This is a genomic window from Lysinibacillus sphaericus (assembly GCF_000600105.1).
Lineage (GTDB): Bacteria > Bacillota > Bacilli > Bacillales_A > Planococcaceae > Lysinibacillus > Lysinibacillus sphaericus.
In genome coordinates, this window is record NZ_CP006837.1 from 3,233,282 (window position 1) to 3,246,856 (window position 13,575).

Consider the following 13,575-nt stretch of genomic DNA (forward strand, 5'->3'; position numbering starts at 1 on the left):
TCATCCTTTCGTAAATATCATTGCCGTTGCTGGGAAGATTAACGTTTCTTCTCTCATCTGACGTAATGATTTGTTTTTCTGTTGTTCGGGAAACCAAAAGCTCATATCCATCTTGTTTGAAATATCAAATATCTTTGTTGGGATTCTCCCAAGCTCTGTATAGACATGTCCTTTTGCTGATGCTTCGCTTTGAGCAAAGATAATCATGTGTTGCTTGTTACCAAGTGGAACCGTGTAAACTTTGATAGTTTGCAAATTCAGTTCATTGCGGTTACGCATTTGCTTCACTTCTTCATGATTTACTAGATTCCAATTGATATTGTTGGTCCTATCAGCTCCATTTACGACATTGTTCTTTATGAGCCAGTAAACCGAGTATGCAAGTAGTTCATCATCACACTTAATCGCTTCTAGTAGTAATTCATTGAACGTCACTTACTACACCTGTCCATCTGTTGAATTTCGCGTTTACTGTGCCCACTTCACCTTCACGATTTTTCGCTATGATGATTTCCAATGAATCGTCATCATCATTTTTGCTGTAATACGCATCACGATACAGAAATATAACAACGTCGGCATCTTCTTCGATACTTCCAGACTCACGTAAATCTGATAGCATCGGACGTTTATCAGGGCGTTTTTCAACATTTCTCGATAATTGAGCCAAGGAGATAACTGGACAATTAAATTCTTTTGCAATGGCCTTCAATGCCTTTGAAATTTCGGAAATAGATAAATGCATGCTTTTTGAATCATCGGACGGCTTAATAAGCGTTAAGTAATCGATGAATATAATGAGCTGCTTATCAGGATATTGATTGCGTACTTTCCTAACCTTCATCCGAATTTCTGAAATTGTTTGTCCACTCTTATCAAAAATTTCAACATTTGTTTTAGAAACTTGGGCTATAACCTTCATCCACGTTTCCTTTTGGCCATCAGTTAAGCGCTCGTATAAATTTTTCATCTTGTTACGGTTGTAACTGCCAGTCGATGCAATCATTCGATCTCGCAATTTTGCTGCAGGCATTTCTAAACTGAAAACTATCGGTATTGCTCCTTGCCATCCGGCTTGCTTTGCGAAATGTAACATTACGTCTGTTTTACCCATTGATGGCCTTGCAGCTAAGATAATTAAGTCTGCATTTTGAAAACCGTTTGTAGCAGTCTGTAAAACTTCTAAGCCTGTATTTATCCCCTTCGTTCCCTGCATAGGCTTCCAAGGATCTTCTGCAACTTGCATAATCAAGTCATTAATGCTGTTGTGATCGTCTGTGTTGTTTGATACCAAACTGTTTAATTCATTTGTAATTTTTTCGAGATTCCAATTTTCATGCTTTGCCACTTCTAAAATGTTTAACTTTTCACGTTCCCGCCATTTATCTAGTAAGATTTCAACGTAACTATCAAACTTTTCTTCGTTTGCGAGATTTTGAATTTTATTAAGCTTACCGGCACCACCAAATTCTTCGGGCCTACCTTGTGTCAACATGGTTATTAAGTCAACAACCTGACCCTTTGCATTCAGTTCTTTCATGGCCTGTAATACATTACGATTCTCAACATACTGGAAATAGCTTGGCTTTAAGTCTGTATCAGCCAGTAAGTGAGGAAACTTTAGCAATGTACCTAACACGGCTTCTTCTGTAAGCATTAACCTTCACCTCTTGTCATATCGGAGTTGATTGGCTTGTACATTGTTGTCTGTACAGGGCTTTGATTTTGTAATGTTGTCGATTGAACAATATTGTTTTGCTCATTTAGGTATCCTTCGAATTTAGTCCCGAATAATGTCTCTGGACGTAAATATACTGACATCTTAGGATCCATTAACCATTGAGCTGTTTTTGTATCGATAACTGTTTTGAAATCATCTAGGGTGAATTTCTCTTTAAACCTAGCTTTGATTAAGGTTTGTGTTTTCTGTGATGTGTGTTTGTATTTCTTATTAGCTTTTTTATTTAGATAATCGATAATTTCTTTGTAAGGAATAGAGTCGGGTTTGTTACCCGACAATATATATTCTTTATCTATATCTTTATCTATATCTGTTGCGTGACATTGCGTGACTGTCACGTGACTTTCTTCTGCCATTTCAAGAAGCTCCTGACTCCTTGTTTTTTCGCGCTGTCTCTGCTTTCGCAAGCGATTTTGTTCACGAATCTTTTGCATTCCATCGATGTTTTGATGCTTCTCCCAGTTGCTAATTAGAACCACTTCTTGCTCGTTTACTTCTAACATTTTGTACCGTTGCAGAACTTCGATTGCATACCTTACTTTTTCTAATGGTCTGTTAAAAATGATTGCCATTTCCTCAATGTTCATCGGGATATTTTCACTTAGCATGATATAGCCGTTATAGTTCGCCTTACCTGCATAAGTGAGTAGCTTTATCCAAATGATTAGAATCATGTCACCTTCGGGCAACCGTTCAATTAGCTTGATTTTCTCGTTATCAAACATATCCGTTTTTATTTTTATCCAAGTGATGTCTGCCATTTTTGTATCACCTACTCCAATGTCGCAAGGTACTCGATTATTCTGCTAGCTTCATGGGAAGTTAATTCTTTTGTAGATTTATCAATTTTTAAATGTGCTGCAGCACTTTGATAAACTTGCTTTTGATCTACACCGTCTTTTTTTGATATATTACTTGTCTTAGCACCTATCGCCTTGAATTGTGCTGCTGAAATCATTTTAGGTAAATCCGCTTTTGGTTGTGATTGTTGTTTTTGTTGAGAAGCACCGAATGTTGCGCTGTTTCCATCATCATCTTCATCTGATGTAATCCCGAACACAGCTGATAAACTGTATCTCTTTAAATACGTGATAACACTTCCTGTTGCCTGTGGATCATTTTTAGCTGGCTGTGCGAAAATCGGTTCTGTCTCGATGTACTCGCCACTTGAATGTATTAAAATTGTTACAATTCCAACTTTGTTTTCTTGATTTATTGGATACTGCATAAACGACAATCCATGTTTTGGTGCTATATCTGTTATGGCTTCCACTACGTTTTCAAGAGGTACATATTTTGACTTAAAAAACGGATTCGCCTTATCTTTTAGTGGTTGCTTGACTTCTAAATGAAATGCAGCTAATGCCTTAGCTAACTCAGCAATAGATTCTGATTTTTGCATATGCGCACCCCCAGTTATTTAATTTGCAACGATTGATTTTCAACAAGTTGAGCACCTTCAATTTGCTTACCTGCTTTTAATGCTTTTGCTAGTTCAGCACGGCTGATAGTTTTCTCCACCTTGATAAACTGTGGAGGGATAGCAGCATCATTTTCGATTTGTACAGATGTTGATTTACGGAAACTGAATGTGAATTTCTCTGTTTTCAATCGCTTCACACCTTTTGCATCTGGCTCAACTGTTTCTAAAGTTTCAGCCATACGTTCTTTCATCCGAGCGATTGCATTTTCGTTATACTTTCTACGTTTAGCAAAACGTTCTTCTTCTGCTTTAATACCAGCATTTTCATTTTCTAAATTCTTAATGACCATTGCATAACCTTCCAATTTGGCTTCACGTTCAAGTGAAATAGTGTCCATGTAGCCTTTTAATTCTTCTTCATCTGCACCATCCAGTATTAATTGCTGAAGGTTATACATCATCTCATTTAGTTCTTTGAGAGTGTATATACTCATGATTCCACCTCATAAATAGCGTTAGTGTCGTTGATGATTTGAATTGGACAGTCTACAACATATTTGGAATCAATAGCTGATTTCATAGACGACTCTGTGTAATGTCCTCGTGTGGCAATTTCTCTAACATCACCTTCACATCCCACAAACATCATTCCTATTACTGGTTTATCAGGTTGCACCGCCTGTTCAAACTCACTTACATCAAGACCAAGCGCTCGTCCTAGTGCAATGGCTTTGCCAATGTGTTCGTTAAATACGTCATTTGGTGAACATTTTGCACGACCAACATTAGATGGTTCAGCAATTCTTTTTTCGTTAGATACCAACCAATACACAACAGCTGTTACTTTCCCTTCTTTTACAAAGAAATCTACTTCATAATAATTATCACGATATGTGCTATTACCTTTTTCCGCAGTGCGATTACTAGTTCTTCCATTAGCCAAATTTTCCTCAACAAACTTCTTCGCCTTCTCGATAATCTGAGCACGTTGTTGATTTGGTGTTAATGACATCATTTCAGCAAGTTCTTCATACGTAGTAGGTTGCCACTGACCATCTACTAGTTTTGCCATTTGTGGTTTGTCCTCCACAGTATTAGTTGTGGAAGGCTCAATTGATTTCTTAGCACGTAATTCATGGACTATTAGCTTTAATTCAGCTACTTCGTTTTCTAAAACCTCTACACGTTGCTCAATAAACTTTGTCATTTCGCATCCTCCTGTGGTAAAATACCAGTGATTTGATTTTGATTTATTTTTTGTATCTGCTTGTCATTGGTTGCACCCTTTGACAAGTTTTTTTGTGCCTCCATTTGGGCTTGTTGTGCATCCTCAATGTCTTGCCAGTATTCTGATTCACGGTCGTATACATCAGCGTGTGTGTAGCCTATACGCATGAAATCACCTACTTGGATTGCTCGATTTCAGCAATTAACTTTTTAGCACCCTCTGGACTTAAAACTAATTTTCCACCTAGTAAACTGAAATTGTTGTCTGATACTTCACCCGTTACAGCGCATGTCATATTAGCCATGTGTTTTTTTATAATGATTTGATCGCCTTCTACAAAGATTTCTAACGGATTGCCATCTTCAATTCCTAAAGTCCTACGGATTTCTTTTGGAATAACTACACGACCTAAATCATCAATTCTACGAACAAGACCTATTGCTTTCATTTGATTTCTCCTCCTTGTAATGCTTGACGAGCAATTTCACCATTGTCTTCCGTAACGTCAGACGCATAATCCCCCACTGGAATACAATATGGTTCGTAATGTTTTGTGTCAGCGTAATATTCAAGTGCTTTACGTAAACGTTTGTTTTCTTCTTTCAAATGATAAATGTCAGCTTCTAGGTTATCCTCTTGGCAATTCGGACAAATATATAACCCTGGCATATCTGATTGTTCATGAATCGTACCGAATTCAAATGCACAATCTGGACATTCAATGACTTCCGCAGTTTTGATGCCATATCCTTTGTGAAAACTCTTTTCTCCATTACTTTCACCTCCCTCAATTATCAGCTGCACGTTTAAGCGCCAATGTTTTAAGTAACGTTGTGTATAAGGCATCTTCTAGCGGTTGTCCATCAATCCTGTGGATGCCATTCTTTTTCAACTGTTCAATGACTGCATTACGCTGTAATTGCTTAAGCATAGTTGTCACGTTTTACAACCTCCAACGCTGATTCAACACCGTCAATGTAATCTCTATGTTCCTTGTATTCTTTTACTAGATTAGGAAGTGCACTGTCTCCGAAAGGTAATCCATCATGGACCAATACTTCTTGGATAATTTGTTCTCCTAAGTCCTTTAGATGATCTCGAGAATCTACAAGTAACTGATTTAGGTCCTCCACAATCTCCTTATTAGCATCAGGAAATTCGAGTGCTTCTTTGAGATTAATTACACTCGCACCTTCTGGAACATACGGTGCATACTTGCTGTCGTAATGTGTTGTTACTTTACCTTCTGCATCTAAAACTTGTACACTTGTGAATTTGTCCTCATTGATATTTAGACCAATCACTGATAACTTCGTACCTTTAACATTTAATATTGCTTTCATTCTAGTAACCTCCAATAGATTGATAGTTTTATTTTTGACGTGCTGATATTGCTTTGTTAATTGCTTGGCTGACTAATGCAACTGGAACCGGTTTAATGGTTATTGGTTTCATCTCTTTTAAAGCTTTTTTATATTCATCTATTAATTCAGGGAAGTTCAATATCGCTTTGTCACCATGTAGTTCATACGCTTTTTGGTCATATGATTTGGCTGCTTCCTCTTTCGTGTGATAAGTCCCTAAATGGATACGTTTTTTATTGTGAACAATTGAAGCTTGAAACTTTTTGCTTTTAGCTACACAAGCCACTCCTATAAAACCTGTAACACCTTTATGGCGCCTCAATTGATTCTGTTTCTCGACTTTTATCTCTTCAACATTATTATTCTCACCAATTATGTTGATGTAAGCCTTGTCTCCTTTAACTTCTTTAACTTTATCGTTGTAAGCTTTGGCTGCATTATCTTCAGTTTGAAATAAGCCCACTTCGTAATTTTTCCCATTGTGTGTAAACCTTGAGCGCCAACTGTTAGTTCCTCTATTCCAATAAACTCCTTTATATTTAGAAGTTCCACCTCGTCCACGCCCCCGTGAAGCTATTTCAATTAAAGAACCCAAAGTCAAATTTTCTTTAGTGAAATCTAACTGCCTGTTCATATTTTTTTGAAACACAACTTTCTTTTCATCGGTATTTTGAAAAATAAAAGCTCCTAAAGTCTTAGGTATTGCAGAATTGCTAGACACCACTAATTTACTTTCCCTATTAGTCCTCACAGACCAAATATGTTCAGTGCAACGTTCATAATCCTCGTCATCCACAAGAGCAACCATTCCATTTTGCAATGGGATTTCTTTTACCACTTGATATCAACCTTTCGCTTTTTTATTAAGTGCTACTTGCTTTTCCTCATCCGACATCGCTAACCATTGTTTGTTGGTTGTGTTCATTCTGCGCCTCCTTCTGTTTGGCCTCTTGTTCCTTTATTTCTTTAAGGATACGAGGCGCTGACGTTTTCATGAAGAATGCATGCATACGTTTTTGAGTTTCAATTGATGGCATAGTTTTCACCGATTATCACTCCAAACCATTTGGCTATTACAACTGTCGATTTCAATCTGTAATATTGTGGAGGGCCTCCATAACTGGATAAATCTTAAAGCCTCTCCGTATTTAACTTTTGGTATATCACCATAACGCGGAACCTTGAAATAATGTTTGAACTCATTCCAAAATGCTGAAAATACCTTTTTACTAATCTCTTGATAAGCAACCGAATCTTTACCAGCTAAAGCTTGTACAACAGATTGTTTAGCAGCCTGTTGTATCTCTTGTTGTTGAAGTGAATCAATTCGCATACTGCCTTTTAGATAGTCCACATCTGTTTTGATTTCTTTGATAGCTTGTTCATGTTGCAAAGCAGCTTGTAACGCAATTTCTAAACTGCTGAATTGTGGTTGTTCTATGACTTTGTAATACTCATCCACAAGTAACTCGTATGCTTCCCATGCTTTATCAGTGTTTAATGATTTTGCGTGTAACCATGCACCTTTTTCTGTCCAAAGGTAGAGTTTGGATACTTTTTCAACCGATACGCAATTTGCGTATTGCTCACCAAATTCCTTTAAATACTCACCTTCTAATAAAAAGAAGTGTTTATTTTCTTTGAATCGCTCTTTGTTGCGATTGAAGTTTTCTGAAATTCTTCGATTGTTGGTTTCGTAATTTTCAGCAAGCTGCGCTGTTGTTAAAACACGTTTACCACGTAGTTCAATGACTGTTAAATTCAAATTGATTTCCTCCTTTCGCCTACCTTTGTTACAATTTGGATAGAAAGGCAGGTGATAGATATGAAAATATTCTTAGTTGCAATTTTGATAATCTTTTTATACTTACGAAAACCTGTAAGTAGACTTTGGAGAAATACTAAAATTAATTACTTGTTAGGTCTTTATAATTCTTATAAACACGCCAATGGTCATGATGAGAAAGCTTTAGCATTTGAACAAATTGCTAAAAATCGACCCTTAAGCAATGATTTAATAGGCGGTTTATACTTCTTCTCACCTTCATATGATGATTTTGGAAATGAAGAAAAAATTAGAGATGCTTATATTAGGCTTTGCGAAGCCTTTGACGATAACTATTATTGGGCTAAAAAATACTTACATCCTAAATATCTCATCAAGGATATTTTCTTTTTACCAGGTGCAATTTTAGGTTTCTTGTTTAACCGAGAGTTTAATAACGTACCTTCTTTTTTAGTAAGTTGCTTAACTTGGACAGCAACTATACTAATTTCTGCTTATGCTACAGAGCTTAGACAATTAATTGATGCAGTTATTAAGAATTTCAGTTAAATAGAAATGAAAGAATTAATAGAATTTGAACAGTTAATAAAACACGGATATATTTATCTCTGATCAAAATGGATTGGACACCTTGTTCAATGACATTAAGTAACAATAAGATTTTCGCCTCACTCGTTGCGCCAACAACCTGTGAGGATTTTTTATTATCCTCCACACTACTCACTCCTTTAATCCTCATTAACGTTGCTACCGTCACATCAGCTATAAGTCCGAATAATTCATACCGTCATTGGCTCGGTATCACAGCGCTTTAACATTCATTACTAATTGATTTTGAATTTCATGCGACTACTGCTTCTCTGCTGAACAAGTAATCCAGCATACAATTTGGGAAAAACGCTTTTTTTATAGCGTAAGCTTCATCTATATCGAATTTTGATTTTCCATTCATCTTTTCTGAAATAGTCGCAGTTCGTTTTTTTAGCAACCCAGCGATATCTTTTTGTTTAATTCCGCATCTTGCCATTTCAGCTTCTAAATTCGGATAAGGCTTGTTCATTCTGTTTCACCTCACTCTTTAGAACATATATTTAATAGAATTACGATGTGTCGTAACTCTTGAATTAAATATATACGATGTGTCGTAATGCGTCAACGATAAATACAACAAAAACTACGATTAGTCGCATTTAAATGTTTACTTTCAGTATTTTAAATGATACTATTTATACATAAGTTACGATATTCCGTAACACAATATTAGAAAGGTGGTGAGATAATTGCAAAGAGGTGAGAAATTAACCAATTTTATGAGGGAGAGAGGATTTAATGTTTCCTCTATTTCAAGAGAATCTGGAGTGCCATATACGACAGTACGATCTATGATTGAAAATAATCTAGTAAATTCTTCAATTGATAATGTAATTAAATTATGTCGCACTCTAGGTATTACCGTTGAAAATTTGTTAGAAGAAGATACAACAGCACTAAAAGAGGGTAATGATTATACTTACCGTTTTTTACCTACCGTGAAAATATCTGCTGGATTACCAATAGATGTTGAGTGTGTAGATGAAATCGAGACCATTACAATACCGGATGAACTTCTTGGTAAATACGCTGGTTGTGAAGATATTTTCTTTATGAGAGTAAACGGTGAATCAATGAACAAAACTATCCCACATGATTCATTAATAGCAGTGAAAAGTTGTTCTGTAGGAGATTTAAAAAACGGAGATATCGTTGTTTACAGTAACGGTTATGATTATTCAGTCAAGTTTTTTTATGAAGCTGACGATAAATTCATATTCAGACCAAATTCTTCAGACCCAATATTTACAGACCACACTGTTGAAAAAGTTAATGAAGATTTAAGGCTACATGGTAAAGTAGTCACTTATATTGTTAATTTAGATTAATACTTAAACGTTTAAGCATTACAGAAAATAGAGCAGACTCATCCGTCTTGCTCTTTATTTATATTAAGGAGTGATAATAATGAAATTAATAGACATAACATCTGAACAATTGGAAGATACAATAGAACTTATAAAAGCTGGTCGTGATTGTACTTTAAAAATATATCTCCTTAATGATGAATACAAAGTTATACATGTATACGCTTCTCTACAAAACAGAGTAAGTGTATCTCATTTATTATTCAATGAGGTTCCTCAAATGATTATTAAATATTTAATTGAGGATTTTCTTAAAACTTACAGAGAGAATGTCTATTTATTTACTCTTGGTGATAGTCCAATCGTTCATATTCATCATCAAATACTTGATAATTATTTTTATTCAGAGGAAAACGCACATACTGATAAATGAAGTTTAATGAGAAATTTTTATCTACTAAAGCAAAAAATTGCTTGCTATGAATATTTGTGCTCATTTACTACAATCAAAATCATCGGAGGTATTTTACATGACGGTAGGAATTTATATCCGTGTGTCAACTGAAGAACAGGCTAATGAAGGTTATTCTATCTCTGCTCAACGAGAACGTCTAAAAGCATTTTGCATTGCTCAAAACTGGCAAGAACATAAATTTTATGTAGATGAAGGTATTTCAGGTCGTGATACAAATCGTCCTCAATTAAAAAAACTAATGAAAGATATTAAAGATGGCCATATAAAAGTATTGTTAGTGTACCGATTGGATAGATTAACTAGATCCGTGCGTGACTTACACAAAATTCTCGATGAATTAGATAGAGTTAACTGTATATTTCGTTCTGCTACTGAAATATATGATACATCTACAGCAATGGGCAGAATGTTTATAACTATTGTTGCTGCAATAGCTGAATGGGAGAGTGCCAACTTAGGCGAAAGGGTAGTAATGGGGCAAATAGAAAAAGCCAGACAAGGCGAATGGGCTGCTCAACCTCCTTATGGGTTTTACAAAGATGAACACCATAAATTGCATATCCACCAAGAACAAATTGAAGCCGTTAAAATAATGGTGCAGAAGGTTCGTGAAGGGATGTCTTTTAGACAATTAGCGCTATACATGAACTCAACTCAATATAAACCTAAAAGAGGCTACCAATGGCATATAAGAACATTGTTAGACTTGATGCACAACCCTGCACTTTATGGAGCCATGTATTGGAAAGGTGTAATTTACGAAAATACTCACGAAGGAATTATGACAAAAGATGAATTTGAACAATTACAACGCATTATTACTTCTAGACAAAATTACAAAAAACGTAATGTTACCAGTCACTATATTTATCAAATGAAAATCCTTTGTCCAGATTGTGGTAATCACTGTACGTCTGAACGTAAAGTATGGACGCGAAAAACAGATAACGTGACCGCAACTAGTAATTCATACCGTTGCCAACCTTGCGCCTTAAACAATCCGGGAAGAACAGCATTTAATGTGCAGGAATCCAAAATAAACGAGGCTTTGTTAAAATACATGGAAAATTTACCTCTTCCCTCGTCTTCAAGTAATGAAGCTAGTGTAGAGAATGAATCTGAAATTATAAAAAAAGAGATAAGACAAATTGAAAATCAACGCGAGAAATACCAACGCGCATGGGCTTCTGACTTAATCACAGACGAGGAATTTAAAAATAGGATGGATGAATCTCGTATACGGTATAGTGAATTAAAAAATGAGTTAGAACAATTAGAAGAGCCATCAATAACTGCATTGGATATGGAAAGAAATAAGGAAATCGCAAAAAAATTCAATGATAACTTTGAAAAACTAACGCAAGAAGAAAAAAGAACGTTTGTCCAAACCTTTATTGAAAGTGTTAGAATCGAAATAATTGAACGTACTAAAGCTAAAGGTTATAGAAACCAAAAAATACGAATAGCAGAAGTAAGATTTTACTAGTCTCACTCTGCTATTATTTTTTCGTATTTATGTAAAGTTCACTACGACAAAATGTTCTTGACTTAGAGAGGTCATATCTGGCATAAGGTATGCTGCGGCATCTTGCGGAGAACGAACGGTAAACTTGTCATCATTTTGCTTTTGAGACAAGCGCCGGCCAAGCTCTATGGCAGCTAAAATTTGAATTGCCTTTACCTCCCCTATCCCTTTAATGGCAATCATTTCTTCAATAGTTGCATGTTTTAAATGGTGTAAACGTTCAAATGTACTTAATACACGATTCGCAAGTGCAAGAACTGATTCTTCCTTCGTACCTGTCCTTAGTAAAATAGCTAATAGCTCCTGATTCGATAAGCTCATTGCACCTTGACGAAGTAGTCTTTCACGTGGTCGATCTGCCATATTGACGTCACGAATCATCGTTTTTGGTAAAACATCTGTTGGCAATAGCTTCACTCCTTCGCAAATTGAATAATATGCTTCGCTATCATTTGCGCAAACAACGCTGCAAGTGGTAAGCCGACAACATTGTTATAATCTCCTTCAATTCGTTTAACTAAAAGGGTTCCAGCTGTTTGAATACCATAACCGCCCGCTTTATCATAAGGGTCTCCAGATGCTACATAAGCTTCTATAAGCTCCTGTGATAAAGTATGGAATACAACTGCTGTTTCTTCTACAAATGTTGTTTCTATACCATTCGGCTCAATGATGGCAACTGCTGTCATCACCGTATGACGCTTGCCTGATAACCGAGATAAGTGTGAAATAGCTTCCTCCCGTGTTTTTGGCTTATGCAGTAACGCATTGTTAAAAACGACGATTGTATCTGCGCCAATAATCGTTGCTGCTGGCACTTTCTTAGCTACATCTCGTGTTTTTAGCAGTGCCACACCTGTTACATAATCCTGCATAGTTGTTGCTTTTACACTTGTCTCTTCTACATCACTTGTTACAATATCAAACGGAAGGTCCAACATAGCAAGCAGTTCCTTTCGTCGTGGTGATGCAGAAGCAAGTACTAATTTATGATTTGTTTCAAACATGATTTCACCATTCCTCCTTCTCTCTATCATAACGGAGAATACGGTTTTTGAAAATTTTCAAAAAATCAAGATAACATTCATATAGCTAACTATTCGACTTAGAATTTCGTTTGAAGACAAGCATTTTTGGACTTATAATGTGCAAAAATTTGGAGACGCACGATACTTAAATCACTAGAAATAGAGGTTGCTGCCTTGCCAATACTTTGCCAATCAGCAGGAAGAGTGGAATCCTTCGTTGCCTCTTTAAAATTTAATTTTGTCGTATTTTTATCAGCTAATACTTTTATCACTTCAGCAATTGTCGCCTCCTTGCAACTTTCACCACTAACACTAAACACTTTTTTAAATGTTGGTGGGTCCTTTAAAAACACTAACTCACTTTCTTCGTTCACTATACTTGTCCATACATAAAACTTGCCCTCTACTTCTACAATTGCACTTTCTTGCAATGACGGATGTTCAGAGACAAATGCACTTGCACTTGCATAATTAGAAAATACGCCCGCTTGACTTGCAAAAAACATAGTTGAGTTTGCAGTACCGCCTGTTGTCGGAATTGTTGCGGAGTCTGCCTCTGTTTCAGTTTCGTTTTTCGCTACTTCACTTTCCTTTTTTAAAGAAAATTGGGTACTAGCTTGGAGAACACCTAAAAAAACTGCAACACCAAAAAGCCCGACAATACCACCAATTAGCATTGCACGCACTACTTGTTTTCTCACTACATGACTAACTATTTTCATACCTTCATCACCTCTTCCTTCAACTATCAAAACGAACATAAAAAAAGACGACACTGTTATCAGCTGTTATTTCATATAAGTATATGTTAGAGAGTATGCTTAAATGCTAATTTAATGCATTACCATTAATAGAAATTGGTGAGGTTCCACATTATATTTTTTACCTTGTTATATAAAGTGTTTGCCTACGCCTCACTAGAGTGTGATTGTTGGCATGAACTTACATAAGTGATAAAAAAATAAAAAAGTCAACCCATTAATGAGTTGACTTTACCTTTCTAATGAAACCTATAATTTTCATGGCGATTTTGTAACATCCTGAAAGCAATTGACAAGCCGTTGCTCAAGTAACTATCCTTATCCTTCTAGCAATCCCCTATCTAAA

At 35.9% G+C, this 13,575-nt stretch carries 22 protein-coding genes and 1 pseudogene; 4 read left to right on the top strand and 19 right to left on the bottom strand.

Going from position 1 to position 13,575, the window contains the following annotated elements; all coding sequences use genetic code 11:
* From T479_RS15625 to T479_RS15680, 14 genes are read right to left on the bottom strand one after another with little or no spacing between them, the layout of a single operon-like run.
* Entirely contained in the window at positions 1 to 435 is a 435-nt protein-coding gene (locus T479_RS15625) for a hypothetical protein (RefSeq protein ID WP_025220163.1), read from the bottom strand.
* Complete coding sequence (locus T479_RS15630) at positions 422 to 1,657, bottom strand: replicative DNA helicase (RefSeq protein ID WP_025220164.1); 1,236 nt, start codon at positions 1,655 to 1,657, stop codon at positions 422 to 424. The genes T479_RS15625 and T479_RS15630 overlap by 14 nt, the downstream gene beginning before the upstream one ends.
* The gene (locus tag T479_RS15635) at positions 1,657 to 2,502 is read right to left on the bottom strand and encodes a putative phage replisome organizer (RefSeq protein ID WP_025220165.1); all 846 of its coding nucleotides are present in this window, start codon (positions 2,500 to 2,502) and stop codon (positions 1,657 to 1,659) included. The genes T479_RS15630 and T479_RS15635 overlap by 1 nt, the downstream gene beginning before the upstream one ends.
* An 11-nt stretch (positions 2,503 to 2,513) precedes the next feature.
* Positions 2,514 to 3,143: an ERF family protein gene (locus T479_RS15640; protein ID WP_025220166.1), complete on the bottom strand. Its 630-nt coding sequence runs from the start codon at positions 3,141 to 3,143 to the stop codon at positions 2,514 to 2,516.
* A gap of 14 nt (positions 3,144 to 3,157) precedes the next feature.
* Positions 3,158 to 3,658, bottom strand: a complete 501-nt coding sequence (locus tag T479_RS15645) for a siphovirus Gp157 family protein (RefSeq protein ID WP_025220167.1) — start codon at positions 3,656 to 3,658, stop codon at positions 3,158 to 3,160.
* Positions 3,655 to 4,371 carry a hypothetical protein gene (locus T479_RS15650; protein WP_025220168.1) on the bottom strand — a complete coding sequence of 239 codons (717 nt, stop codon included), beginning with the start codon at positions 4,369 to 4,371 and terminating at the stop codon, positions 3,655 to 3,657. Before T479_RS15650 ends, T479_RS15645 begins: the two co-directional genes overlap by 4 nt.
* Positions 4,368 to 4,559, bottom strand: coding sequence for a hypothetical protein (locus tag T479_RS15655; RefSeq protein WP_025220169.1), 192 nt, complete (start codon positions 4,557 to 4,559; stop codon positions 4,368 to 4,370). The genes T479_RS15650 and T479_RS15655 overlap by 4 nt, the downstream gene beginning before the upstream one ends.
* A gap of 8 nt (positions 4,560 to 4,567) precedes the next feature.
* Entirely contained in the window at positions 4,568 to 4,840 is a 273-nt protein-coding gene (locus T479_RS15660; protein WP_025220170.1) for an AbrB/MazE/SpoVT family DNA-binding domain-containing protein, read from the bottom strand.
* On the bottom strand, positions 4,837 to 5,196 hold the full coding sequence (locus tag T479_RS15665; protein ID WP_025220171.1) for a hypothetical protein: 360 nt from the start codon (positions 5,194 to 5,196) through the stop codon (positions 4,837 to 4,839). The genes T479_RS15660 and T479_RS15665 overlap by 4 nt, the downstream gene beginning before the upstream one ends.
* Positions 5,180 to 5,332, bottom strand: coding sequence for a hypothetical protein (locus T479_RS23780; RefSeq protein WP_158497896.1), 153 nt, complete (start codon positions 5,330 to 5,332; stop codon positions 5,180 to 5,182). Before T479_RS23780 ends, T479_RS15665 begins: the two co-directional genes overlap by 17 nt.
* Positions 5,316 to 5,735 (bottom strand): hypothetical protein, encoded by a 420-nt coding sequence (locus tag T479_RS15670; RefSeq protein WP_025220172.1) that lies wholly within the window; start codon positions 5,733 to 5,735, stop codon positions 5,316 to 5,318. The genes T479_RS23780 and T479_RS15670 overlap by 17 nt, the downstream gene beginning before the upstream one ends.
* A 28-nt stretch (positions 5,736 to 5,763) precedes the next feature.
* Entirely contained in the window at positions 5,764 to 6,594 is an 831-nt protein-coding gene (locus T479_RS22955; RefSeq protein ID WP_025220173.1) for an AP2/ERF family transcription factor, read from the bottom strand.
* A gap of 46 nt (positions 6,595 to 6,640) precedes the next feature.
* Positions 6,641 to 6,802, bottom strand: coding sequence for a hypothetical protein (locus tag T479_RS23785; protein ID WP_158497897.1), 162 nt, complete (start codon positions 6,800 to 6,802; stop codon positions 6,641 to 6,643).
* On the bottom strand, positions 6,799 to 7,521 hold the full coding sequence (locus tag T479_RS15680) for an ORF6C domain-containing protein (protein WP_025220174.1): 723 nt from the start codon (positions 7,519 to 7,521) through the stop codon (positions 6,799 to 6,801). The genes T479_RS23785 and T479_RS15680 overlap by 4 nt, the downstream gene beginning before the upstream one ends.
* Positions 7,522 to 7,581: 60 nt before the next feature.
* On the opposite strand from T479_RS15680, the gene T479_RS15685 reads away from it, so the two are divergent.
* Entirely contained in the window at positions 7,582 to 8,091 is a 510-nt protein-coding gene (locus T479_RS15685) for a hypothetical protein (RefSeq protein WP_025220175.1), read from the top strand.
* Here the strand turns inward: T479_RS15685 and T479_RS23790 are convergent.
* Entirely contained in the window at positions 8,084 to 8,257 is a 174-nt protein-coding gene (locus T479_RS23790) for a hypothetical protein (protein ID WP_158497898.1), read from the bottom strand. The genes T479_RS15685 and T479_RS23790 overlap by 8 nt on opposite strands.
* Before the next feature lie 126 nt (positions 8,258 to 8,383).
* Positions 8,384 to 8,602 carry a helix-turn-helix domain-containing protein gene (locus tag T479_RS15690; RefSeq protein ID WP_025220176.1) on the bottom strand — a complete coding sequence of 73 codons (219 nt, stop codon included), beginning with the start codon at positions 8,600 to 8,602 and terminating at the stop codon, positions 8,384 to 8,386.
* A 220-nt stretch (positions 8,603 to 8,822) separates the two neighbouring features.
* Here T479_RS15690 and T479_RS15695 point away from each other — a divergent pair, with 220 nt between their 5' ends.
* The 3 genes from T479_RS15695 to T479_RS15705 all read left to right on the top strand — a co-directional run bounded on the left by T479_RS15695 (position 8,823) and on the right by T479_RS15705 (position 11,401).
* On the top strand, positions 8,823 to 9,461 hold the full coding sequence (locus tag T479_RS15695; protein ID WP_025220177.1) for a helix-turn-helix domain-containing protein: 639 nt from the start codon (positions 8,823 to 8,825) through the stop codon (positions 9,459 to 9,461).
* Between the two features lie 79 nt (positions 9,462 to 9,540).
* The gene (locus T479_RS15700) at positions 9,541 to 9,873 is read left to right on the top strand and encodes a hypothetical protein (RefSeq protein WP_025220178.1); all 333 of its coding nucleotides are present in this window, start codon (positions 9,541 to 9,543) and stop codon (positions 9,871 to 9,873) included.
* A 97-nt stretch (positions 9,874 to 9,970) separates the two neighbouring features.
* Positions 9,971 to 11,401 (top strand): recombinase family protein, encoded by a 1,431-nt coding sequence (locus T479_RS15705; protein WP_025220179.1) that lies wholly within the window; start codon positions 9,971 to 9,973, stop codon positions 11,399 to 11,401.
* A gap of 39 nt (positions 11,402 to 11,440) precedes the next feature.
* Here T479_RS15705 and T479_RS15710 read toward each other — a convergent pair.
* The 3 genes and pseudogenes from T479_RS15710 to T479_RS15720 form a co-directional block, all read right to left on the bottom strand.
* Positions 11,441 to 11,821 (bottom strand): annotated as a pseudogene (locus T479_RS15710) (UPF0758 domain-containing protein); the annotation flags it as partial.
* Positions 11,822 to 11,853: 32 nt separating this feature from the next.
* On the bottom strand, positions 11,854 to 12,447 hold the full coding sequence (locus T479_RS15715; RefSeq protein WP_025220180.1) for a Maf family protein: 594 nt from the start codon (positions 12,445 to 12,447) through the stop codon (positions 11,854 to 11,856).
* Positions 12,448 to 12,545: 98 nt separating this feature from the next.
* Complete coding sequence (locus tag T479_RS15720; RefSeq protein ID WP_024363192.1) at positions 12,546 to 13,190, bottom strand: hypothetical protein; 645 nt, start codon at positions 13,188 to 13,190, stop codon at positions 12,546 to 12,548.
* Positions 13,191 to 13,575: the final 385 nt, after the last annotated feature.